The 21,227-nt window shown below is 61.7% G+C and carries 22 protein-coding genes and 2 pseudogenes; 18 read left to right on the forward strand and 6 right to left on the reverse strand.

Translation table 11 applies throughout. From position 1 onward, the window contains the following. The 13 genes and pseudogenes from HRL41_RS08260 to HRL41_RS12170 all read left to right on the forward strand — a co-directional run. A partial coding sequence (locus tag HRL41_RS08260) for a YcjF family protein (RefSeq protein WP_371808823.1) occupies positions 1–697 on the forward strand: 697 nt, incomplete at its 5' end. 12 nt (positions 698–709) lie between these two features. Next, positions 710–2,602, forward strand: a complete 1,893-nt coding sequence (locus tag HRL41_RS08265; protein WP_172136360.1) for a TIGR03960 family B12-binding radical SAM protein — start codon at positions 710–712, stop codon at positions 2,600–2,602. A 588-nt stretch (positions 2,603–3,190) separates the two neighbouring features. Continuing rightward, complete coding sequence (locus tag HRL41_RS08270) at positions 3,191–3,787, forward strand: transcription termination/antitermination protein NusG (RefSeq protein ID WP_172136361.1); 597 nt, start codon at positions 3,191–3,193, stop codon at positions 3,785–3,787. 285 nt (positions 3,788–4,072) lie between these two features. After that, positions 4,073–4,756, forward strand: coding sequence for a hypothetical protein (locus HRL41_RS08275; protein ID WP_172136362.1), 684 nt, complete (start codon positions 4,073–4,075; stop codon positions 4,754–4,756). A gap of 104 nt (positions 4,757–4,860) precedes the next feature. Next, positions 4,861–5,541: a sugar transferase gene (locus HRL41_RS08280; protein WP_253904792.1), complete on the forward strand. Its 681-nt coding sequence runs from the start codon at positions 4,861–4,863 to the stop codon at positions 5,539–5,541. 2 nt (positions 5,542–5,543) lie between these two features. Next, positions 5,544–6,311: a WecB/TagA/CpsF family glycosyltransferase gene (locus HRL41_RS08285; RefSeq protein ID WP_172136363.1), complete on the forward strand. Its 768-nt coding sequence runs from the start codon at positions 5,544–5,546 to the stop codon at positions 6,309–6,311. Then, positions 6,304–7,521 carry a nucleotide sugar dehydrogenase gene (locus HRL41_RS08290; protein ID WP_172136364.1) on the forward strand — a complete coding sequence of 406 codons (1,218 nt, stop codon included), beginning with the start codon at positions 6,304–6,306 and terminating at the stop codon, positions 7,519–7,521. Before HRL41_RS08285 ends, HRL41_RS08290 begins: the two co-directional genes overlap by 8 nt. Positions 7,522–7,546: 25 nt before the next feature. Next, on the forward strand, positions 7,547–8,629 hold the full coding sequence (wecB, locus tag HRL41_RS08295) for a non-hydrolyzing UDP-N-acetylglucosamine 2-epimerase (RefSeq protein WP_172136389.1): 1,083 nt from the start codon (positions 7,547–7,549) through the stop codon (positions 8,627–8,629). 5 nt (positions 8,630–8,634) lie between these two features. Further along, positions 8,635–9,696, forward strand: a complete 1,062-nt coding sequence (locus HRL41_RS12160; RefSeq protein WP_172136365.1) for a glycosyltransferase — start codon at positions 8,635–8,637, stop codon at positions 9,694–9,696. Beyond that, positions 9,696–10,997, forward strand: coding sequence for a hypothetical protein (locus HRL41_RS08305; RefSeq protein WP_172136366.1), 1,302 nt, complete (start codon positions 9,696–9,698; stop codon positions 10,995–10,997). Before HRL41_RS12160 ends, HRL41_RS08305 begins: the two co-directional genes overlap by 1 nt. Continuing rightward, on the forward strand, positions 10,994–12,427 hold the full coding sequence (locus HRL41_RS08310; RefSeq protein ID WP_172136367.1) for a lipopolysaccharide biosynthesis protein: 1,434 nt from the start codon (positions 10,994–10,996) through the stop codon (positions 12,425–12,427). The genes HRL41_RS08305 and HRL41_RS08310 overlap by 4 nt, the downstream gene beginning before the upstream one ends. 332 nt (positions 12,428–12,759) lie before the next feature. Continuing rightward, positions 12,760–12,924, forward strand: a pseudogene (locus tag HRL41_RS12465) (DapH/DapD/GlmU-related protein); the annotation flags it as partial. A gap of 251 nt (positions 12,925–13,175) precedes the next feature. Beyond that, a pseudogene (locus tag HRL41_RS12170) lies at positions 13,176–14,231 on the forward strand (acyltransferase). A gap of 95 nt (positions 14,232–14,326) precedes the next feature. On the opposite strand, the gene HRL41_RS08330 reads toward HRL41_RS12170, so the two are convergent. Continuing rightward, entirely contained in the window at positions 14,327–14,872 is a 546-nt protein-coding gene (locus HRL41_RS08330; protein WP_172136371.1) for a hypothetical protein, read from the reverse strand. Between the two features lie 29 nt (positions 14,873–14,901). Then, entirely contained in the window at positions 14,902–16,275 is a 1,374-nt protein-coding gene (locus HRL41_RS08335) for an ATP-binding protein (protein WP_172136372.1), read from the reverse strand. 122 nt (positions 16,276–16,397) lie between these two features. Here HRL41_RS08335 and HRL41_RS08340 point away from each other — a divergent pair, with 122 nt between their 5' ends. After that, the gene (locus HRL41_RS08340) at positions 16,398–16,721 is read left to right on the forward strand and encodes a hypothetical protein (protein ID WP_172136373.1); all 324 of its coding nucleotides are present in this window, start codon (positions 16,398–16,400) and stop codon (positions 16,719–16,721) included. Positions 16,722–17,032: 311 nt separating this feature from the next. On the opposite strand, the gene HRL41_RS08345 is transcribed toward HRL41_RS08340, so the two are convergent. Continuing rightward, positions 17,033–17,269 (reverse strand): ribbon-helix-helix domain-containing protein, encoded by a 237-nt coding sequence (locus tag HRL41_RS08345; RefSeq protein WP_172136374.1) that lies wholly within the window; start codon positions 17,267–17,269, stop codon positions 17,033–17,035. A gap of 307 nt (positions 17,270–17,576) precedes the next feature. On the opposite strand from HRL41_RS08345, the gene HRL41_RS08350 reads away from it, so the two are divergent. The 3 genes from HRL41_RS08350 to HRL41_RS08360 are packed head-to-tail and all read left to right on the forward strand — an operon-like array spanning position 17,577 to position 18,530. Further along, positions 17,577–17,801: a DUF3791 domain-containing protein gene (locus HRL41_RS08350; protein ID WP_172136375.1), complete on the forward strand. Its 225-nt coding sequence runs from the start codon at positions 17,577–17,579 to the stop codon at positions 17,799–17,801. Beyond that, positions 17,798–18,310: a DUF3990 domain-containing protein gene (locus HRL41_RS08355; protein ID WP_172136376.1), complete on the forward strand. Its 513-nt coding sequence runs from the start codon at positions 17,798–17,800 to the stop codon at positions 18,308–18,310. Before HRL41_RS08350 ends, HRL41_RS08355 begins: the two co-directional genes overlap by 4 nt. Beyond that, a complete protein-coding gene (locus HRL41_RS08360; RefSeq protein ID WP_172136377.1) occupies positions 18,300–18,530 on the forward strand; it encodes a hypothetical protein in 231 nt (76 codons plus the stop codon). The genes HRL41_RS08355 and HRL41_RS08360 overlap by 11 nt, the downstream gene beginning before the upstream one ends. A 530-nt stretch (positions 18,531–19,060) precedes the next feature. Here HRL41_RS08360 and HRL41_RS08365 read toward each other — a convergent pair. The 3 genes from HRL41_RS08365 to HRL41_RS08375 form a co-directional block, all read right to left on the reverse strand. Continuing rightward, positions 19,061–19,333 carry a hypothetical protein gene (locus HRL41_RS08365; protein ID WP_172136378.1) on the reverse strand — a complete coding sequence of 91 codons (273 nt, stop codon included), beginning with the start codon at positions 19,331–19,333 and terminating at the stop codon, positions 19,061–19,063. 102 nt (positions 19,334–19,435) lie between these two features. Continuing rightward, the gene (locus tag HRL41_RS08370) at positions 19,436–19,768 is read right to left on the reverse strand and encodes a type II toxin-antitoxin system RelE/ParE family toxin (RefSeq protein ID WP_172136379.1); all 333 of its coding nucleotides are present in this window, start codon (positions 19,766–19,768) and stop codon (positions 19,436–19,438) included. Continuing rightward, positions 19,758–20,027, reverse strand: coding sequence for a type II toxin-antitoxin system Phd/YefM family antitoxin (locus HRL41_RS08375; protein ID WP_172136380.1), 270 nt, complete (start codon positions 20,025–20,027; stop codon positions 19,758–19,760). Before HRL41_RS08375 ends, HRL41_RS08370 begins: the two co-directional genes overlap by 11 nt. 344 nt (positions 20,028–20,371) lie before the next feature. Here HRL41_RS08375 and HRL41_RS08380 point away from each other — a divergent pair, with 344 nt between their 5' ends. Continuing rightward, positions 20,372–21,028: a TIGR03936 family radical SAM-associated protein gene (locus tag HRL41_RS08380; protein WP_172136381.1), complete on the forward strand. Its 657-nt coding sequence runs from the start codon at positions 20,372–20,374 to the stop codon at positions 21,026–21,028. The last annotated feature ends 199 nt before the right edge of the window (positions 21,029–21,227 follow it).

Here is a 21,227-nt window from a genome sequence, read left to right on the forward strand (position 1 = left end):
GGGCGCGGGCGAGGGCGGCGGGGGATCCGCGGGCGCTGCGGGATCTGCGGGCGCTGCGGGCGCGGCGGGCCCGGAGACGGCCGCCCCCGCGGAGCCCTACGAGCTCGACGAGGAGGCCGCCTCTGCGCTCGACCGCCGCATGGGCGAGTGGATCATCGCGGCGTGCTCCCCGAAGAAGCTCGCCTTCGCGCTGGCCTTCCCCTTCGTGCGCCGCCCGCTGTCCATCGACGCGGTGAACGCCACGGCGCTGCAGAACGGCGCGGTGGGCCTCGTGCTCATCATCCCCGGCGCCGACATGCCCGTCATGACGCTCAACCAGGCCAAGATGCTGCTGCAGATCGCCGCGGCCTACGGCTGCCCCCTCAACGGCGAGCGCATCAAGGAGCTCGCCGCCGTGGTGGGCGGCGCGTTTCTCTGCCGCAACGTGGCGCGCAGCGTGGCCGGCGCCGTCCCCGTGCTCGGCTGGGCCGTGCGCGCGGGCGTGGGGTACGCGGGCACGGTCGCCATGGGGCGCGCGGCCATCGAGTACTTCGAGGCCGGCGGCGACATCGTGGGCTTCGCGAGCGTGGTGCAGAAGGCGCGCGACGAGGCCGTCGACATGGCCAGCGCCGCTGCCGCCACGCCGGCGGGGCAGCGCACGCTTGCGGTGGCGAAGGACGCGGCCCAGGCGGCGTTCGCCCGCCTGCGCGCGAAGTAGCGAAGGGGTCCCATGCTCAGAACCGATCTGTGGCCGCGCCTCGAGCCTCTGCTCGCGCGCGTCGAGCGCCCGGCGCGCTACCTGAACCACGAGTGGGGCTGCACCTACAAGCAGGGCGACGACTTCGCCTTCTGCATGGTGTACCCCGACACCTACGAGCTCGGGCAGGCGAACCAGGCCGTGCGCATCCTCGTGAACGCGGTGAACGCCACCGAGCACCTCATGGCCGAGCGCGCGTTCCTGCCTGCGGTCGACCTCATCGGGGTCATGCGCGAGGAGGGCCTGCCGCTGTTCTCCCTCGAGAGCTGCGCGCCGCTCGCCGAGTTCGACGTGATCGGCATCACGCTGCCCCACGAGCTCGCCGCCACCAACGTGCTCGAGGTGATCGACCTCGCGGGCCTGCCCGTGCGCGCGACGGACCGCGCCGAGGACGACCCTCTCGTGTTCGGCGGCGGCCCCTGCGCCTACAACCCCGAGCCCTACGCGCCGTTCTTCGACGTGATCTCGGTGGGCGAGGGCGAGGAGGCGGTTCCCGAGCTTCTGCTGCTCGCGCGCGAGCTGCGCGCCGCCGGCGCCACGCGCGCCGAGATCCTGCGCTCGCTCGCGCAGGTCCCCGGCACCTACGTGCCGTCGCTGTACCGCTGGCGGAGCGAGGAGGAGGCGCAGGCGGCGGGCAGCTGGGTCGAGCCCGTCGAGCCGGGCGTGCCCGCGCGCGTCGACAAGCGCGTGTTCGCCGGCTTCTCCTCCTCGAGCGCGTGGGAGCCCACGGTGGTGCCCTACACCGAGGTGGTGCACGACCGCCTCAACGTGGAGGTGCTGCGCGGCTGCGCGCGCGGGTGCCGCTTCTGCCAGGCGGGCATGATGTACCGCCCCGTGCGCGAGCGGCCGGCTGACGACATCGTTGACGCGGTGGTGCGCGGGCTTGACGAGACGGGGTACGACGAGGTGAGCCTGACCTCGCTCTCCTCGACCGACCACTCGCAGATCGCCGACATCCTCACGCGCGTGAACGCGGCGTGCGCGGGCCGCGGCATCCGCGTGTCGGTGCCCTCGCAGCGCCTCGACTCGTTCGGCGTGGAGATGGCGGGGCTCGTGGCCGGGCAGAAGAAGGGCGGCCTCACGTTCGCGCCCGAGGCGGGCACGCAGCGCTTGCGCGACGTGATCAACAAGAACGTCACCGAGGAGGACCTCTTCGGCGCCATCGACGCCGCCTTCGCGGCGGGCTGGCGGCGCTGCAAGCTCTACTTCATGATCGGGCTGCCCACCGAGACCGACGACGACATCAAGGGGATCGCGAGCCTAGCCAGCCGCGCGTACGACCGCGCGAAGGCCGCCGTGCTGCCCGAGCAGCGCGGCAGCGTGCGCGTGAGCGTGTCGTGCGCGGTGTTCGTGCCGAAGGCGCAGACGCCGTTCCAGTGGGACGGGCAGATCTCGCCCGAGGAGACGCTGCGGCGCGTGGGCATCCTCAAGCGCTCGGTGAAGTACAAGGCCGTCGACGTGCGCTACCACGACCCCGAGACGAGCTTCGTGGAGGCGGTCATGAGCCGCGGCGGGCGCGAGGTGGCCGACCTGGTGGAGGGTGCGTGGCGGCGCGGCGCGCGCTTCGACGCGTGGACGGAGCTCTTCTGCGAGCAGGCGTGGCGCGATGCGGCCGCTGAGCTGGGGCTCGACCCCGAGCACGTCGCGCAGGCCGCCTTTGACCCGAGCTACGTGATGCCCTGGGCTCACATCTCGTGCGGCGTGTCGACGCGCTTCCTGGCGCTCGAGCGCAAGCGCGCCGAGCGCGGCCAGACCACGCCCGACTGCACCTTCGAGAAGTGCACCGGCTGCGGCGCCTGCCAGGCAGTGGGCGTCGAAAACGAGCTCGCCGCCCCCCGCGTAGCCCTCGGCGTCGGGGAGCGGTAGGGCTTTCGCAGCGACATATGCCGAGCTGACGACAGGCGGCCTGCGATGAAACGTCGCAGGCCGCCTGCCTTTTCCCCTCATGTCATCTTGGGTGAACCGGAGCGAGCCGAAGGATCTAGCCGCGCCAGCAGGCCGCCTGCCACCCCTGTCATCCTGAGCGGAGCGCCCGCAGGGCGCGGAGTCGAAGGATCTAGCCGCAAGTAGAATGCGCATGCGGCCGTGCGCGAAGCGCAACAACCGCCAAATACGCGAAGAGGCTCACAAAACGTACACGTTTTGACGAAGGCCCCCTAAAGGGCGTTACTTCGACGCAAAAAAGCGTGCGTTCGTTGAAACGGCAGGTAATTTGTCATGTGCCACCCAATGAAATGGGTATAATAGGCGAGCGTTAAGCGTTATGAGAACGTGTACGTTTTGTCGACGTCGGCTTGAAGGGGCCTTTCCCTCGCGTTGGCGTCCTCGCTACGAGACGGAGGTAGAACAGGTTGAGAACGAGTGAAGCCGTTGCCGCCAAGAGGCTTGCATGCGAGGGTGCGTCCTTTCGCTGCGTCGCTTGGCGTTTCCTCTAAGAGCTAGAGGGCAGCTGGCATGTGGTTCATGATCAACGTGAAGCCAGGGCGTGAGGAGGAGGCGCTGTCCCTTCTGCGTGGCACTGCCTCAGCCGACGGCCTCGAGGAGCTTTTCGTGCCAAGCGCGGTGATGCGCGCCGTGTGTGACGGCGAAGTGGTCGAGGGCGCGGAGCCCTTGATACCGGGCGTCGTCGTGGCCGTGGCGCCCGGCAGGCGCGAAGTGCGAGCTGCTTTGCGGCATGCCCGCGGCGTTGACGAGGTGCTGGCGCGCGGGGCAAGCGCCGTCGAAATGAACGAGGCCGAGGTCGCGTTCATGAACGCGCTCACGCGTCCGGGACGTCGTGTTGTCGGCTTCTCCGAGGGGCTTGTCGGTGCGGGCGGCGAAGTCACGGTGACAAGCGGGCCGCTTCAGGGTCGCGAGGGCCTGATACGCTGCGTGAGCCGTCACAACAAGCGTGCCTACGTGCGCATGAGCATGGCCGGACATGAGGTAGAGGCTTGCATGGGCTTGCGCGTCACTCGTCAGCGCGACGCCGCGCGGGCGGCGAAGGCCGTGTCACAGGTTGTGGTGCAGCCGAGGGCTGATATGCGAGCTCTGGCGGGGAAGGCTGGCTGAGACGGGACTGGCTCATGTCAGCTTCCTGCGGTGGGTGCGCAAGCGCGCCTCCGTCGCAGGAAGCTGCCTTTCTGGCAGCGACCTGCGACCCACATACTCCCGAGAAGCTTTGCGGGCAGCTCCTTCCATAGAGGGCTCGCGAGCGCGGGATCGATACGTCTGACCAGGCCAAGGCGGCATTGGCGAAGCCGTGCCCGCGAGCGGCCCGACTCCCGGCGAAGGGAACGGCGAAGCCGTGCTCTGTCAGGAGGCCCTGAGATCTCCGAAGGAAGGAGCGGCGAAGCCATGTCCCGACTCGACTGGTATCCCGTGCAGGTCATGTCCGGCCAGGAGCGCAAGATGGTGCGGCTGATAGCAGCCGCGTGCGCTGAGGCGGACGAGCTGGCTGAAGACGGCAGGGCGAGCAGATCGGATGACGTGGATGGCTGCGGCGAAACTGCCGGCTCCGATGAAGATGGCGGTGCCGATGGCGCTCTGCTAGCAGATAGCTTTGGCGAAGCCAGCGAGCCTGATGGTGGCAACAGCACGAATGAGCCTCTGAAATTGGACGAGTGCTTCGCGCCTCGTTTCCGCACGCAGAAGAAGCTGCGCGGCGAGTGGCGCGACGTCGAGCGCGCGCTCATGCCCGGCTACCTCATAGCCGTCGTCAACAACCCCGCTAAGCTGGCGCAGTGCCTGCGGCGCGTGAGCGGCTTCTGCCGCGTGGTCAAGGCAGGTCAGACGTACGTTCCCCTCAACGCCTACGAGCGCACGTGGCTGGAGGCCAACACGAGCCGTGGTGACCGCGTGGTTCCCATGAGCTTCGGCCGCAAGGTCGGCGATGCGCTCGAGGTGACGCAGGGCCCGCTCAAGGGCTACGAGGGCCGCATCACGAAGGTGAGGCGCTCCGACAGCCTGGCGTTTCTGGAGTTCCACGTGGGCAACATGAAGATAAAGACTACCGTCGGCCTGGGCGTCCTCCCAGAATGACGGTGGTATGAGAGAAAGAAGAGTTTGCAGGAAGCGATCGACAACGAGACGAGCATATCGCAGAAGCTAGGTCAATTGACCCAGCGGATTGCGGGAGCTTGCGCATGAGCATGGCTCTGGAAGCCGAAGAGCGCGAAGTGGCGCTCGGCGAGGAGGCCCTGGCCGGCATCGAGGGCCGCGTCGCCTACCGCGCAATAAAGCGCGCCTTCGACGTGGCCTTCAGCCTCCTCATGCTGGTCTGCTTCTGCTGGCTGTTCGCGATCATCGCGATCGCGGTCAAGCTCGACGACCCGTCGGGCCCCGTCATCTTCAGGCAGACCCGCGTGACCAGGGGCGGCCGCGAGTTCACCATGTACAAGTTCCGGTCCATGTGCGTCGACGCCGAGGAGAGGCTCGAGGAGCTGCGCGCGTCCAACGAGAAGACGGGCCCGGTGTTCAAGATGGCCGACGACCCGCGCGTGACGCGGGTTGGGAGGTGGCTCAGGAAGCTCTCGCTCGACGAGCTCCCCCAGTTCGTCAACGTCCTCAAGGGAGACCTCTCCGTGGTCGGTCCCCGGCCCGCGCTGCCCTCCGAGGTGGCCGCCTACGACGAGCGCCAGCGGAAGCGCCTGCTCGTGAAGGCGGGGATAACCTGCTACTGGCAGACGCGCAGAAACCGCGACGCCATCGACTTCGACGAGTGGGTCGACCTCGACCTGCTCTACATAGAGAAGCACTCGGTCCTCACGGACCTCAAGCTGATAGCCCGGACAATAGGCGTGGTCCTCACCGCGCAGGGGAGCTAGGGATGGACGCCTTTCCCAACAGGTATTCCCTGCTGAACACCTACGTCAACGCCCTGACCATGGAGGAGACGGTCGCGTGCGTCGAGGAGATCATCGCGTCGCGCACGCCGACCCAGCACGTGGTCATCAACGCCTCGAAGGTCAACCTCATGCGAGACGACCCGAAGCTCGCCGAGATAGTGAACGCGTGCCCCCTCATCAACGCCGACGGCTCATCCATCGTCTGGGCGGCAAAGAAGCTCGGGGTGCCGCTTGCCGAGCGCGTCACGGGCTGCGACCTCTTCCAGGAGCTCGTCGCGGTCGCGGCCGACAGGGGCTACGGGGTCTACCTCTTCGGGGCCAGGGAGGAGGTCGTCACGGAGGTGAGGTCGGTCCTCGAGCGGCGCCACCCCGGCATTCGCATCGTCGGCTGCAGGAACGGGTACTTCTCCGAGGAGGACGAGCCCGGCATCGTCGCCGACATGGCGGCATCCGGCGCCGACATGATGTTCGTCGCGTTCTCGTCCCCGAAGAAGGAGTACTGGATTCACAAGTATCTCGACCAGCTGGGCATCCCCTTCGTCATGGGCGTCGGGGGCAGCTTCGACATCGTGGCGGGGAGGACCGCTCGCGCGCCCGGGTGGATGCAGCGCGCCGGGCTGGAGTGGCTCTACCGCTTCGCTCAGGAGCCGCGGCGCATGTGGCGCCGCTACGTCATAGGGAACGCGAGGTTCGTCAGGTACGCGTACTCGCTCAAACGGGAGAAGAAAGGTTCTTTGCAAAATGGTTAACGTAATCGGCCTCGGCTACATCGGCCTGCCCACCGCCCTCATGATGGCCTCGCACGGAGTCGAGGTCGTCGGCACGGACTACAACGCGGAGCTCGTGGCGACCCTCAACGCCGGGCATACCACCTTCAAGGAGGAGGGGCTCGACGAGCTGTTCGCCAAGGCCGTCGAGGCTGGCGTGAAGTTCACCACCGAGTACCAGGTGTGCGGCACCTACATCGTGAGCGTTCCCACTCCCTACGACAAGGTCGACAAGAAGATCGACCCCGCCTACGTGGTCGCCGCCTGCGAGACGGTGCTGGAGGTTGCGCCGCAGGGCGCCGTGCTCGTCGTGGAGTCCACCGTCTCCCCGGGCACGGTCGACCGCTTCGTGCGCCCGCTTCTGGTCGAGGCGGGCCGCGGGGACGTCGCCCTCGTGCACGCGCCCGAGCGCATCATCCCCGGCAACATGGTGGGCGAGCTCCTGCGCAACAACCGCACGATCGGCGCGGACGACCCCGAGGTCGGGAGGAGGGTGGCGGAGCTCTACGCCAGCTTCTGCCAGGGCGAGATCGCCGTCACCGACGTCCGCACTGCCGAGATGACCAAGGTCGTGGAGAACACCTTCCGCGCCGTCAACATAGCCTTCGCCAACGAGCTCGCGAAGGTCTGCCGCGTCGGCGGCATGGACGTGCGCGAGGTGATACGGATCGCCAACAAGCACCCGCGCGTCAACATATTGCAGCCGGGCCCGGGCGTGGGCGGCCACTGCATCCCGGTGGACCCCTGGTTCCTCGTGGGCGACTACCCCGAGACCGCGAACTTCATCAGATTGGCCCTGCAGACCAACGCCTCCATGCCCGAGTATGTTTTGCGCCGGGCCCATGAGGCGATGGCGGAGCACGGGATCGCCGATCCCTCAAAGGTCGGCGTCTACGGACTCACCTACAAGGAGGACGTGGACGACGTGCGCGAGAGCCCGACGCTGCAGATGCTGGAGTCCATGGAGGAACACCTCTGCGGGCGCGCCGTCAGGGTTTACGACCCCTGGGTCGAGCGTGACGTGGTGCCCGGCCAGGTGCACTCCATGGAGGAGTTCCTGGACGGCCTGGAGGTGGTCGTCGTCATGGTCGGGCACTCCCAGGTGAAGGGCAGGCCCGAGGTGTTCGGCGACCGCGTCCTCGTCGACCCGCGCGACGTCATGGGCGACGGCGAGAACGTCTACAAGCTCTAGGGTGGTTAGATTGCGCAAGAAGGTCATGCTCGTCTTCGGGACGCGCCCGGAGGCCATCAAGATGTGCCCGCTCGCGAGGGAGCTCAAGTCCCGCCCCGGCGAGTTCGACGTGGTCGTCTGCGTGACGGGCCAGCACCGCGAGATGCTCGACCAGGTGCTGGACGCGTTCGACGTCAAGCCCGACCATGACCTCCACGTCATGAGGCCCGGCCAGACGCTCTTCGACGTTACCTCCGACGTGCTGCTCAAGATCAGGAAGGTCATCGAGTACGAGGAGCCCGACTGCGTCCTCGTCCACGGCGACACCACGACGTCGTTCGCGGCGGCGCTCGCGGCGTTCTACCTCCAGATCCCCGTGGGCCACGTCGAGGCGGGCCTGCGCACGCACGACCTCTACAGCCCGTGGCCCGAGGAGTTCAACCGCCAGGCCGTCGACGTCATCTCGCGCTGGTACTTCGCGCCCACGGAGGCGAGCCGCCAGAACCTGCTCGACGAGGGCAAGCCCGCCGAGCGGATACGCGTCACCGGCAACACCGGCATCGACGCGCTGAGGACGACGGTGAGGGAGGGCTACTCCCACCCCGAGCTGGAGTGGGCGGCGGGGAGCCGCCTCGTCCTGATTACGGCGCACAGGCGCGAGAACCTCGGCGAGCCCATGCGCCGCATGTTCCGCGCCGTCCGCCGCGTCATGGAGGAGAGACCCGACACGAAGGCGATCTACCCCGTCCACATGAACCCGAGGGTCCGCGAGGCGGCCCACGCCGAGCTCGACGGCTTCGAGCGCCTGCATATCATAGAGCCGCTCGACGTGCTCGACTTCCACAACTTCATGGCGAGGAGCCACCTCATCCTCACCGACTCCGGCGGCATCCAGGAGGAGGCGCCCTCCCTCGGCAAGCCCGTGCTCGTCATGCGCGACACCACCGAGCGCCCCGAGGGCGTGGCGGCGGGCACGCTCAAGCTCGTGGGTACCGACGAGGACGTGATATACCGCGAGTTCTCCCGCCTGCTCGACAACCCGATCGCCTACGCCGAGATGTCGCATGCGTCCAACCCCTACGGCGACGGCCACGCGAGCGAGCGCATCGCCGACGCGCTCGAACAATAATGCGCGTGGCTATATTTCAGACCGACTTCAGAGTCGGGGGCATACAGCGGTCCCTCCTGACCCTTCTTCGTAGCGATGTCTTCAGACATGACGAGGTTGACTTGTACCTTTTCTCGAAAGACTACGAGCAGGCGTCTGAACTTCCGGTCGAGGTAAACCGCATCTTTCTCGAGCCTCTGCCCTATCTGTGTCGGCTGGCCCCGTTCGACTTCTTCGGCGTGATGGTTGATCGCTACAGGAGAGTTCTCCCCCGATTGGACTACGACCTCTCGATCGACTTCAACGGATACAGCCCCGATTGCGCTGCTGCTGCTATGGCGACGGACGCCGGTAGCAGAATAATATGGGTTCATAACGATTACGGGGAGAGGATGAGGTACGACAAGCGGTTCAAGGTCTCCTTCTCTTTGGGGAAGCGAAAGTTCAAGAGGTTCGACTCCCTTGTTGCGGTTTCAGAGGGATCGCTTGACTCGATACAGGTGCTTCTAGGCAAAGAGATACCTTCGACCCAATACGTGATTCCAAACCTGATTGACGCGGAAGAACTCTTCTGCAAGGCGGCTGAGGAAGAGGTCAGCTTCTCGAGCGACCTGATCAAGATATGCGGAATGGGCAGGCTTGACAAAATAAAGGGGTTCGACCTCCTGATAAAGGACTTCGCACTCGCGCGAGAGAAGAACGAAGACATTTCCCTCTTCATAATTGGGGACGGTCCGGAACGAAGGCACCTTGAGCGCTTGGCATACGAGCTGGGGGTTTCGGACTCAGTTATCTTTTTGGGGAAGCTCGAGAACCCATACCCGGCTCTAGCTGCAATGGACGCTTTTTGCCATGAGGCTTTGTACGAGGGACAGGGGCTGGTTATCAGGGAAGCCCAGGCTTTTGGGCTGGATGTCGTCGTTCCGAAGAGGCTGGAGAAGTACAACAAAGGAATAAGTGGATGCGAGTGCGTATCTGATGTCCTCGCGGGCCTAAAGAAAACCGCGCCTGAAAAGCGGCGAGATAGCTTGGATTCCTACAACAGATCGATCAAAGCCGAGTTCGGCAAGATAAGAGGCGGGATCTGATGGCTCCTCGCCTCCTATGTGGCAGGTCGCAGTCGGCGGACTACGCCAGCGATCTTCTCATCGGCCAAATAGACCGTTGCGACTGCCTGTACTACGCGGCTTTTGCAGTCTATCTCATCCAGTATACCCTGGAGACATCGAACTTCATGTTGTTGACAAGCGTTCAGGTACCAGCGTTTTGCAATACGGCAAAAGTGGCTTGCGCCTTCCTGCTGCTCCTGAAGCTGCTTACCCAGCGTTACGGGCGAAGGGAGATCGCGCGAATAGGGCTGATTGGCGCTCTCACCGTCTGCTGCCTCTGCTTCTCCCAGTCTCAACACCTTGGCTTCATCTCGCTTTTCATTGTCGCTGCGCAAGGCGTGTCGATGAGGAAAATGGTGAGAATCGCTCTCGTCGTCCAGTCGTCCATGTTCGTGCTCGTCGTTGCGTCATCGCTTGACGGACTCATCCCGATGACCGTAGTCGAGCGAGGTGATGGCGGAGCTCGTTATTCGATGGGCTACAAACACCCAAATAACATGAGCTTGGCCCTTGTCTCGATTTGCTGCAACTACATGGTTTTGCATTACGCCGGAATGAGGCGGATGGGGTGGGGAATCTACGGAATTGCCTTGACGCTGTGCGCGACGGTCTCGGATTCAAGAACCTCGATGATGCTGATCCTTCTGATCGTCACGATCTCCGCATATGGGGAGAAGGCTGGAAAGGCGAAGAATCAGGGGAATGTTTCGCGCCTGTTCTTCTCAATATATGTGCTCATAGCGCTGCTCAGCCTGTTCTTCATGTTCTTCTATAACGAGCACAACTCTCTTGAGAAGGCGGTGAACGGCCTCGTCTCCTCAAGATTCGAGCTTGCCCATAAGTACTACGAGTACTACGGTATATCCCCTTTCGGCGTGGACTGTGATGCTGATCCGGTGGTTGTGGGGAGGTATGCTCTGCCCGTCATCGATAATGCCTTCGCGAACGCCTTCATCAGATACGGCTTGCTTCCGACCGCCCTGTTCCTGACCGCATACGGGCTTCGACTTAAAAGGGCATGTGACTCGGGGCGGGTTGACATATGCACGCTAGGCCTGTTTGTGTGCGCTGTCATGGCCGTGACGGAAACGCAGGCGTTTCACCTCGGAATCAACGTGTATCTGATAGGGTTGGCACAGTTCGTGTTCTGCGATGCCGATGTCCCGTCTCTCTGGAGGGTGCCTGCAGGGAGAATCAAGCGGCTGTACTACCCCGACGAGGGGTTGGGTGGGGCTATGAGCGCAATTGCGAGACGCATCCTTTCGATTGCGAGACCGTGATAGTGAGCAATGCGAAAAGGCTGATGGCTTATTCAGCGATCAGCTGGACGAATGCCCTCATCGGCTTCATTCTAATTCCCGTTGCAACGCGTTTGTTTCCGCCGGCTGAGCTCGGGAAGATCAACCTGCTGATATCATGCGCTTCGATCGCGTACGTGATATGCCTTCTCGGATTCGACCAAGGTTTCTTGAGATTTTACTATGATTTTCCAGACGACAGAAAGAGACGTTCACTGTTCTCTTATTGTCTAAAGATCAGCCTGTCTGCGTTTGCGGTGCTGGGCGTTGCCCTCTGCCTTGCCTCAAATTGGCTGTCTATCGCAATATGCGGGAATCCGGACGTCTTCACGACGATCGCACTGCTGCTCGTCGTCTTGGCTCAAATCGCCCTGCGCTTCTCCCAGTCTCTGTGGCGCGCAAGGGAGAACATACTTCTGTTTGCGGTTTCGTCATTGCTCATGGCGGGTATAACGAAGTTCTGCTATATGTTTGCAGGGTTTGTATCCTATACGTACGACGCAGCGCTCTTTTCCTTGTCAGCTTGCTCTGTGCTGTCCTTCGTCGTCGTCCTTTGCCTGGTTTCAAGAACACTCTCTTTGCGAAAGACACTGCTGGACGGGGTAAGCGTAAAAGAGCTGTGGGCTTACGCCATCCCCTTGGCTCCTTCCGCAGTCTTGTCCCTCGCAAACAGCTACATACCCATGTATGCGGTGCGGGCGGGCTTCTCGTTTGGCGATGTGGGCGTTTTCTCGATGGCTGTGACGCTCTCCGCAGTTGTCTCCGTGTTTGCGACGGGGGTCAACTCGTTTTGGCCGTCGTACGTCTTTAAAAACTACAGAACGAGGCAGAAGACCATCCAGCGGTTCCATCAGCTTTTCGTGTTGGCTCTCTCTTCAGTCGTTTTGGCCGTCATAGCGATCGAGGATGTAGTGCTGCAGCTGTTGGGGCCTGAGTACCTCGCTGCGTCCTGCTACTTTCCGTTCATGCTGATGGGCCCTTACGCTTATGCCGTAGGCGAGACGGCCGGAATGGGACTGCACATATCGAAGAGGAGCAGGTACTTCGCCCTGATTTACCTCGCCGCGCTTGCTTCGAACGTCGCGCTGTGTATCGCGCTGCCCCCTTTGCTTGGGATGCGGGGCGCGGCCCTTGCCTCGTCCCTGAGCGCTGTAGTGGCCTTGTCCTTGAAGGCGTATCTGGGGGAGAGGGAATACAGGAGCGTTTCCTCCATGCGCTATATGGTCGTCTCACTGCTTGTGATTTTTTCCGTATCTGTTGCAAACGCATCATTGGACCTCGGCTCGCTCCAGCGCTTTTTCGTGGCGGCGGCGGGCTTTGTCGCCATTCTCGTCTTGTACGGACCTGAAGGGCTTCGGGACTCTGTGGCCCTGTTGGGCCAAGGGTGCAGGTCCATGGTGCGAAAAGGCTGAAAAGAGGGTCGATGAGCAAAATGAAACTACTTGGGCGCGTGCTACTTACTTTTCGGGGAGCGTGCAACAAGTGTATCTCCGAATACCTCTATTCCCAGGTCCACAACAAGGGGGGAGGGTCTATCGGTGCCGGCACCAAGCTCAGGTACCCTGACAACATCTTTCTGGGGAAAAACACCTACATTAACGGGGGGATGATATGCGCGTCTGATCGGGCGCGCATATCGATAGGGGACAACTGTCTGATTTCCTACAATGTGCATATGCGCGTCGATGAGCATGTCTTCTTGGAGACGAACAAGCCGATTAACGCGCAGGGGCACAGCCACCACGACATAGTCTTGGGCGATGACGTCTGGGTTGGGTTCGCTGCTCAGATCATGCCAGGGGTTACCGTAGGGTCAGGTGCGATTATTGGCGCTGGGGCGGTGGTGACGAAAGACGTCCCTGAATTAGCCATCGTTGGTGGTGTTCCTGCAAGAATAATAAGGATGAGGGATCGAAGGTCCAATCCCTCCGAGAATCGTCTTTTGGAAGATGAAGGTTGATTGCCTAAGGACTGAATGTGCTGTCATTGGCAGGGAGGTCTGCGTATGAGTATCGCGTTTCAAGTTGAAGGGTGAGATGCGGAACGTTCTCGCGAAGCTTGAGGTTGCCCTTAAAACGTGTGGGCCAAATCGTTAATTCTTATATCTAATCAGATAAAACAAAGAAAACTAAGCCATCTATAGAGCAGAGGTCTTGTCATATGGGATCCAAGCGTAATAGGGCATATTACTTGGACGCGTTGCGCGTAGTTGCGATTTTCTTGGTGTTGTTTAACCACACGGGCAGGTACGGCTTTCAGCTGTACGTCACGGCCACGCCCCTTCCCGTCCAGACCGCGTACCTCGTCATCTCGTCTCTCTGCAAGGTCGCCGTCCCCCTCTTCCTCATGGTCTCTGGCGCCCTGCTGCTCGGCAAGGACGAGCCTGTCTCGGTGGTGTGGAGGAAGAGGGTGCTGAGGATGGTGGCCGTCCTCCTGATCTTCTCGACGTTCAGGTACGTGTTTCGTTACTTTACGCTGGGGACCTCCCTTGTCCCCGGGGAGTTCGCCCGCCTCCTCGCGTAGGGCAAGGTCTCTGCGCCCTACTGGTACCTCTACATGTACATATGCTACCTCGCGATGCTGCCGCTCCTCAGGGCCCTGGTCAGGGGGATAGGTAGGGAGCGGATGCGGGCTGCGGCGCTGTACGTGTGTGGGCTCTGCGCCGTCTTCGGCCTCGCGTTGGGCTTTGTCCTTCCCAAGGTGCTGGGGGTCGGGGTCTCCGGCCATCTGTCGCTGCCCCTCCTCTCGAGCGCTGTTGTCTATCCTCTCATGGGATACCTTCTCGCCAATATCTCGCTCGGCAGGAAGGGCGCTGCCGTCCTGCTGGCGCTCGCCCTCGCGAGCGTCTGCGCGTCTTGCGCGGCTACGCTCCAGGCCATGGGGCAGGATCCCGCGAGTGAACAAGGATTGGGAGGGTACGCTGCTTTCTTCCCGGCGCTCGCCGTCTTCTGCGGCATGCGGTCCCTGTTCGCCCGCGTGCGCATGCCCGAGCGCGCCCTCGACGCCCTCGTCGTCGTCAGCTCCTGCACGTTCGGGGTGTACCTGCTCGAGGAGACCATGAGGCAGCTGATGCTGTCCAGGCTCGTGGGCGCGATGTGCTCCGTCGGCCTTCCCATGATGCTCGCTGCGTTTCTGGGCTGCCTCGTGATACTCTTCGTCGGCGTGCTGGCTACCCTCGTGCTGAAGAGGGTCCCTCTCTTGAGGCGGCTTTTATAAGTGCGGCCACAGCTGGCATCTTGGACGAGGGCTATGGAGGGCATGGCTTTGATCAAATTGATATTAGGCGCTAGATCATGATAATCAATTCGCCATCAAGCGAAGCACTCAGGATTGGGCGTTTCGCTGACAACTAAAACCCCTGTTCGAACCGATCTGAGGGGATGGGTGACGAGCCAATTCTCAATGCCAAACAAGTACGAGATCAAGCAAATCACCGAAAGGGCGACTCCGATTGCAGCAGATCGCAAGGCGGCGGTTTTCCATCCAATGTCCTCGTATCTTCTGAGGCCTGTCTTCTTGACCTTCTTGGGGTCAATCTTCTGGACAAGCTGGTTTACCAACCTCGCTTCAATTTCGCGTTCGTCATTTCCCGACCTCTTAGCATCCTCTGCCAGGGATACGTGAAGGTAAGAGGAACCGTTCCCCTTTCTTTTCTCCTTCTCGAATTGCTCCCATCCGAGCATGACGCTGCTCTTTCCGGCGGCGAAGGGACCGGATAGAGCAATGTTCCTTGCATCTTTCTCGTTGAAGACGTAGTCGAAATCATCAATATAGGGAGCAAGTTGTTGCTCTTGAATAGGAATCGCCGCCAAATGGCTACGTCCCTTCCTGTAATCCCCATTCTCAGGTTCAGGCATCAGCAACCCTTCTCAAAGCCTGTTAACGATTAGATGCAAAACGCCATGTAGAGCGGAAAGTAGGCGCGATGCCCTTCGACCTTCAACTGCTTGGGATGCAAAACAATCTCGTCGCCCACGCGGGAGGACCACCTCTTCGCGAAGTCGTCCAGCGACACGGTCGAGTAGGTCTTGGTGGACTTGGCCTCGATCGGGCAGACGCGCGGCTTGCCGGCGGCATCACCGAAGCCTCTCGTCACGAGAAAGTCGATCTCCCTGGGGCGGGGCTTGGAAGCGCCGCTGTCTCTGGCCGGCTCCTCCCAGGTATGGTAGAAGAGGTTTCTGCCCGCAGCCCTCAGCTGCTGGGCAACGTAGTTCTCCACGATCATGCCCTTGTTGACGGAGATCTTTCCGAACTGGAGCGCCTTCTGGATCTCCAGCGACTCGTCGTTGTCGGAGAACGCATGGCTGACGAGAAGGCCCGTATCGCCCATGTAGAGCTTCATGGCGCTGTCGCTTGAGCTGAGGCGGTAGCCTACGTTCGGGTCGTTGCACTTACGGCAGATGTTGACGATATGCGACTCCTCCAACCATGACAGGGCGCCTTCATAAGCTTCCTTCCTGCCGTTTCGCTCGAGGGAGGAGAACTTGAACTTCTTGCTGCTCTCGGAGAGCTGGCCGGGAATCTCGTCGAACACGGCAAGGGCCTTTCGTGCGTCCACGCCGCCGAACTTCTGGATGTCGTCCCTGTACAGGGCAAGGATCCTGCGCTTAGCCTTCTCGCATTCGGTGAAGGTGCCGTCTTGGATGAACGCGACGACGGCCTGAGGCATGCCGCCGACGACCAGATACTCGTCGAAGAGCCTCTCTGCTTGCCTGTGAATGGAGTCAGGAAGCGGAATCAGCTTCTCACGGGACCGGCGAATCTCCTCAGCCAGCATCTTCCGGCCGAGCGCCCAGAGGTACTCTTCGAAGTCCATGGGGCGCAGGTGCACCCGATCCTCCTCGGACGGAATGACGATGTCGGCCACGTTCTTCTTAATGGAGATCAGAGATCCAGTCTCCATGTAGTCGAAGCGCCTGTCGGCAACCAGATGCTTCACCATCTCCCTTGCCTTCGGGAATCGCTGAACCTCGTCGAAGATAACCAGCGACTTTCTTCTTGGAAGCTCCACGCCGTATTGCAATTGCAGCATTCTCAGCAAGGTGTCGATGTCATCCGAGTAGGACTCGAAGACCCGCTTCACCTCCGCGCTGGCGATGGAGAAGTCGATGACCATGTGCGCATCGTATTCCGCCTCCGCGAACTTCTCGGCCAGGGTGGTCTTGCCAACACGCCGGGCACCCTCGATCATCAGGGCGGTCCGTCCCTGGGATGACGTCTTCCATTCCAAGAGCTTCTGATAGCACTTACGTTCGAACATCCATGCTCCTACCTATGCAAATGCAAAAATCTGGATGCTTGTATTATAGTAAAACTACAAAAATCTGGCACCTTTGCATCGCTGATTGCTTCAATTTTCTGGACTGATCTCTGAAGAGGCGCATGTCCGCCGTGCGCAACCGCGACGGCCGTCGGCTCGACGATTTCGCGGATATCCCAGACGAGAAGTACGGAGTTGGCTGCGTGCTGAGCAACGGGAAGATCTACTGCAAGTACCCGGACGGCGCACGTGAGATCAAAGGACGCCAGCTCGGGCTGGATTACGAGCGGCCCGTGATTGCCGAGGCAATCTGTTTAGCATTGGAGACGGCAAGACGACGCGCTCCCTCGCCATTGCAAGGGAGCGCGTCTCGCGTCGAGGTCGAGCGCGGCATTCAAGTCGAAGGCACCGTCGTGAAGGCCGACAACGACCTCGCGGACCTCTGACAACGTGACGTCGGCTTCGAGGTCGGTGTTAGCTCTGATGCCGGCCGTGCTTTCCTTCGGCTCTGGGCCTGCCTGCCAGAGGACCAGCCGGCGATGTAGCCGAAGGAGTAGTCGGACGTGCCGATGCCGTAGTGGTCGGCGACGGCGAAGGCCATGCTCTCGGCTTGGACTTCGCGGGTGAGGCGATAGGACCCCTTTCCCCCGTGCTTCTCGGGTCGTCGAGCTGCGCGATCTCGCGCAGCTTCGACACGATGCGCCTGGCAGTTCGCTTGTCGAGTTTCGCGAGCGTGCGCCCAACGCCCTTGTCGAGCTCAATCCGCCAAGCTAAGGTGCTCCTCCAGCTCGTCGAGCGTCACGGTCTCAAGGCGGCCAGCGCGGAAGTCCTCGACTTTTTTGAGGATGCCGTACTCGTACTCAAGCCTGTCTATCGAGCTTGAGAGCGCCTCTGTCATGTAGAACGTCTTCGTTCGGCCCGTCGCCTTCGCTAGCCGGTCGTACCGGGCTGACAGATCCTCCGGTATTCTCAATGTCTCCGTCGCAGTTGCCATTCCGCTCCTTCTCGCGACATCTGTGCTGTAAGCACGTTATACACTTTAACGCAGAATTATGATTGCGATTGTTCCGACCTTTGTTCCTTGTGCCCCATCGAGGCTATAGCTTAGGTATGGACCTCGGCGCTCCGTCTATCGTTCGGGAGAGCTTTCGAGTTCTGACTTGGTTTTGAGGTGCGTTAACGAAGATTGCGCGGATGGTCGAACTGGGGGACATGATGACGATTCCAACGCAGCTTAACCGCATGGGATATAATCGGGTGACAAGGAGCCGATCCAGGCAGAACCGTAGGAGGGCCGGGCTGTGGCGAAGGACAGCGAGAAGATGGTCGACTACATGGTCATGATTGTGAACGAGTACGCCGACTTTTCGGGCATTTCCCAGAAGGAGGCGTTCTCGCGGCTGCTTTCCTGCGGCGGCATCGACGCACTCGAAGAGAGCTACGAGGTAGAGCACACCCTCCCTGTCTCATCGACGCTCGACGCGCTGAACGCGCTCTATGCTAGAAGCCGGGTGGGGCTGGCATGATTCTGTATCATGGCTCCAACGTCGAAATTGATGAGGTGGATCTCTCGCGTTCTAACCCTTACAAGGACTTCGGCAGGGGCTTCTACCTCACGAGCCTTCGCGTCCAGGCGGAGAAGATGGCCATGCGCACGTCGAGGTTCTATGGCGGCACGCCTGTTGTGACTGCTTTCGAGGCGCCAGATGACATCCTTGAGAATAGCTCGCTGAGGGTTCGCGTGTTTGAAGGCGTTTCCGAGGAGTGGGCGGTGTTCGTCATCAACAACCGGGATCGTCGTTTCGCAGACATCGCTTCCGAGGAGTGCAATGCCGACTGCAAATACGACGTCGTCTACGGTCCGGTGGGCAATGATGACGTCACGCTTCTCCTACGCCAGTTCGCCAGGGGCTATATTGACGAGAGAAGGCTGAAGGAGGGTTTGGCGTACAAGAGGGCGTCGGATCAGTTCTCCTTCCACACGCCTCGCGCGGTGGCTCTTCTGTCGAAAGTCGGTGCTTGGCATGTCCTCTGATGTTGCGCAGCTGATTGAATACAACACCCAAGATGTCGTGAAGATAATCATGCACGAGCGTGGCTGCTCGGCGGCTGATGCCATGCGGGAGTTCTATGCTTCGAAGACGTTCGAGGGTCTTGTCGACCCCGAGACTGGCCTGTACCTGCAGAGCCCCTCGTATCTCTACGCCGTGCACATGAAGCTGACTGATCTTAGGGAACGCGCCCCAAGGAAGTGAAGATGAGGCGCTGGAGAGATTCAGCTCAGACGCTCAGTTCACCACACGCATCTCGAAAAACCACTTCCGAACATAGCCGCCCGAGTTGCCTGCGCGTATGCTTCATGGCGTATCTTGTTCGAAACGAAAATCTCGAAAGGTCGCTCGCGGAAATAGGTAGCTTTTCAAAGCAACCGCAACACTTGGGGGTGCCGGAAAGCCAGAGCCTCTTCGGGATGATCTCCAGGAGGCAGGGGCGCAAGGCCTTTCCGAGAATCGTGTTGGCAAATAGGTCCAGAACAGGCCCAGCTGCTCTCATGCTCCTCCTTGCTAGGCGATTGACAACTCGTTCCTATTTCGAGTTCATCTGTCGAAACTGCTTCGGGCTGCGTCTACCCTTTCGAGGAAGTCGGCTTCAACGCTTCCTATGCACTCGCCTCCGAGGATGTCTTTGTCGGGCACTTGGAAAACCTGATCGATGTGCACGTGCGAAGGAGCCCTGAGTGGAGAAATGAAGGTAGGCAAGCCAGATATCTCCAGGTTGGATGCGTCTAGACGAGGTCATCGTAGAGCCCCTCGTCTTCCGGGCTATCCCACTCGGCAGGAAGCACGGCGTAGCCGAGGTCGGGATCGATTCTCGCCATATCCACCTTGGACCAGTCGACGCTTGTCACAGGCGAGTCTTCGACAATGGGGGAGATGGTGACCCAGGGCTTGGAATTGCGCATAACGGTAACAGGCTTGCCGCTTTCGCATACGTGAGTGGCAATGCGGGCGAAATGGGCTCGTGCTTCTGCCGCCGTTGCTGTCGTCGCCGTCATCATGTGCACCTCCTTTAGATTTCAGTTAGCCTATATTATAGCTTAAATACGAGCTATATGAGGTAACGGTATCTCGGCGGCATCGTTTGGCAATTGAGCTTGACGTTATGGGTTTTGCCCTTCGGTTTCTTTTTGGGAGCGAACGAGGGCGGCGTAATCCTGCCGTTGGTGGAATACGTGGGCTACCACGACCTCGCCGCCTTCGATGTAGTAGAGGAACAGGTAGTCGCCTAGCAGGGCGCAGTGATACCCGAGGCGCGCAAGCTCGGGCATGCGCGAGAGGCCGTAGGAGACGATTCCCGAGCAGATGAGGTCCAGCTGGCTGTCGAGGTGGTCGAGCAGCGTGGAGGCAGCCTGCTCGCTGTAGCTTGCCAGCGTCGCGACGATGCGCTCAAGCTCGAGTGCCGCAGATTCTTGGAAGCGGCTGCTATAGGCCATAACGTGACCTCAGGTCTCCGATGAGCCCCTTCGCATCGACGGTTCTGCCTTCGCTGCGCTCACGTTCGGAGACGAGCATGCGCTCGAGGACGCGGCTCTTGGCGGCGCTTCGCTGGAGCTCGTCGTAGTCGGCGCTGCGGATGGCGACGAACTGGTCGTAGCCGTTCTTCGTCACGATGATCGGCTCGGGCGTCCTCTCGATGAGGTCGATAAACGCAGAGGTGTCGCGCAGGTCTTTTACGGGTACGCAAACGGGCATGAGGCCTCCTTCGTAGGGTCAAGGTCAGCTTATCATAATTATATGCATAATTGTGCTGTCGCTTATGAGCTTACTTTTGAATCGTATAGTTGCGTGGGAGGCGATGGGAGCGCGCTCGGTTTCACGGCGAATTGGAACCAGCCCGCATCGTTTCCCGAAGGCTTGTCCTGCTCCGTTGCGCGCCTTCCCTGACTGACGCGGCGACTCTTGGTATCATGGCATACATGCGTGCAAAGGGCCGCGGCGGGATGCGGGCGCTGCGGGGAAGCCGCGGCGGGATGCGGGCGCGGCGTCGCGGGGAGACCGCGGCGGGATGCCGCGACGTGAGAGGAGAGCAGGGCTTCATGGCTGATCCGAGGTTGTTTCGGTTGCGGGTGGTATTTCGCAAGGCGGGGCGTCTGGCGATGCTCTCGCACTTGGAGGTGGCGCACGCGCTCGAGCGCGCAGTGCGGCGCGCGCAGCTGCCGTTCGCGGTGAGCCAGGGGTTCTCGCCGCACATGCGCATCGCGTTCGGCGCGGCGCTGCCCGTCGGCGTGGGCGGCTCGCACGAGTTCTTCGACCTGCTGCTCACCTCCTACGTGCCGCCCGAGCGCGCCCTCGCCGCGCTCCAGGCCGCGAGCGCGGACGACATGATGCCGCTCTCGTGCGCCTACGTGGAGCATTCTGCTCCCGCGGCGTCGGTGGCGTTTCCCCTGAGCACCTACGAGGCGGTGCTCTCCTGCGCGCCCGAGCGCCTCGAGGTGCCCGACGAGGTGCGCGTGGTGCGCAAGAAGAAGGAGAAGGTCCTGCGCGTGGCCGACTTCCTGGCGGGAGACGTCGAGCTTGACGGCACGCGCGTGCGCTTCACGCTCGAGGCCAAGCCGACGGGCTCGCTGCGTCCTGACGTGCTGCTCGCAGCCTGCGTCGAGGCCACCGTCGCGGCGGGCGCGGCCCCGCAGGGATTCCACGTCCTGACAACGACGCGCATCGCGCAGCGCACGTCCTCCGGAGAAATGCTATAATATAAGTAGCATTTAATCGTTTGGCTGGGACGGAGCTGGTTGGGCTGAGTGTCGGCGCTGGAACGGGGGCCGATGAGCTGAGGGGCCGGCGTTGGAGCGGAAGTTGGGGCTGGGGCTGAAGTCGGCGTTGAGGCTGACGGACTGAAGGCCGCGCGGCCGCAACCTGAGGGTCGCAGCCGCAGGCTGGGCTTGGGCCGAG

Source organism: Adlercreutzia sp. ZJ473, from assembly GCF_013185065.1.
Taxonomy (GTDB): Bacteria; Actinomycetota; Coriobacteriia; order Coriobacteriales; family Eggerthellaceae; genus CAAEEV01.

Coding starts and splice junctions, on each gene's coding strand:
- HRL41_RS08375 (WP_172136380.1), bottom strand. CDS start 20,027: ATGCCCGTTTGCGTACCCGTAAAAGACCTGCGCGACACCTCTGCGTTT.
- HRL41_RS08380 (WP_172136381.1), top strand. CDS start 20,372: ATGGCTGATCCGAGGTTGTTTCGGTTGCGGGTGGTATTTCGCAAGGCG.
- HRL41_RS08290 (WP_172136364.1), top strand. CDS start 6,304: ATGGTTAACGTAATCGGCCTCGGCTACATCGGCCTGCCCACCGCCCTC.
- HRL41_RS08355 (WP_172136376.1), top strand. CDS start 17,798: ATGATTCTGTATCATGGCTCCAACGTCGAAATTGATGAGGTGGATCTC.
- HRL41_RS08370 (WP_172136379.1), bottom strand. CDS start 19,768: ATGGCCTATAGCAGCCGCTTCCAAGAATCTGCGGCACTCGAGCTTGAG.
- HRL41_RS08340 (WP_172136373.1), top strand. CDS start 16,398: ATGTCCGCCGTGCGCAACCGCGACGGCCGTCGGCTCGACGATTTCGCG.
- HRL41_RS08285 (WP_172136363.1), top strand. CDS start 5,544: ATGGACGCCTTTCCCAACAGGTATTCCCTGCTGAACACCTACGTCAAC.
- HRL41_RS08275 (WP_172136362.1), top strand. CDS start 4,073: ATGTCCCGACTCGACTGGTATCCCGTGCAGGTCATGTCCGGCCAGGAG.
- HRL41_RS08360 (WP_172136377.1), top strand. CDS start 18,300: ATGTCCTCTGATGTTGCGCAGCTGATTGAATACAACACCCAAGATGTC.
- HRL41_RS08280 (WP_253904792.1), top strand. CDS start 4,861: ATGAGCATGGCTCTGGAAGCCGAAGAGCGCGAAGTGGCGCTCGGCGAG.
- wecB (WP_172136389.1), top strand. CDS start 7,547: ATGCTCGTCTTCGGGACGCGCCCGGAGGCCATCAAGATGTGCCCGCTC.
- HRL41_RS08345 (WP_172136374.1), bottom strand. CDS start 17,269: ATGGCAACTGCGACGGAGACATTGAGAATACCGGAGGATCTGTCAGCC.
- HRL41_RS08265 (WP_172136360.1), top strand. CDS start 710: ATGCTCAGAACCGATCTGTGGCCGCGCCTCGAGCCTCTGCTCGCGCGC.
- HRL41_RS08330 (WP_172136371.1), bottom strand. CDS start 14,872: ATGCCTGAACCTGAGAATGGGGATTACAGGAAGGGACGTAGCCATTTG.
- HRL41_RS08270 (WP_172136361.1), top strand. CDS start 3,191: ATGTGGTTCATGATCAACGTGAAGCCAGGGCGTGAGGAGGAGGCGCTG.
- HRL41_RS08365 (WP_172136378.1), bottom strand. CDS start 19,333: ATGATGACGGCGACGACAGCAACGGCGGCAGAAGCACGAGCCCATTTC.
- HRL41_RS08305 (WP_172136366.1), top strand. CDS start 9,696: ATGGCTCCTCGCCTCCTATGTGGCAGGTCGCAGTCGGCGGACTACGCC.
- HRL41_RS08335 (WP_172136372.1), bottom strand. CDS start 16,275: ATGTTCGAACGTAAGTGCTATCAGAAGCTCTTGGAATGGAAGACGTCA.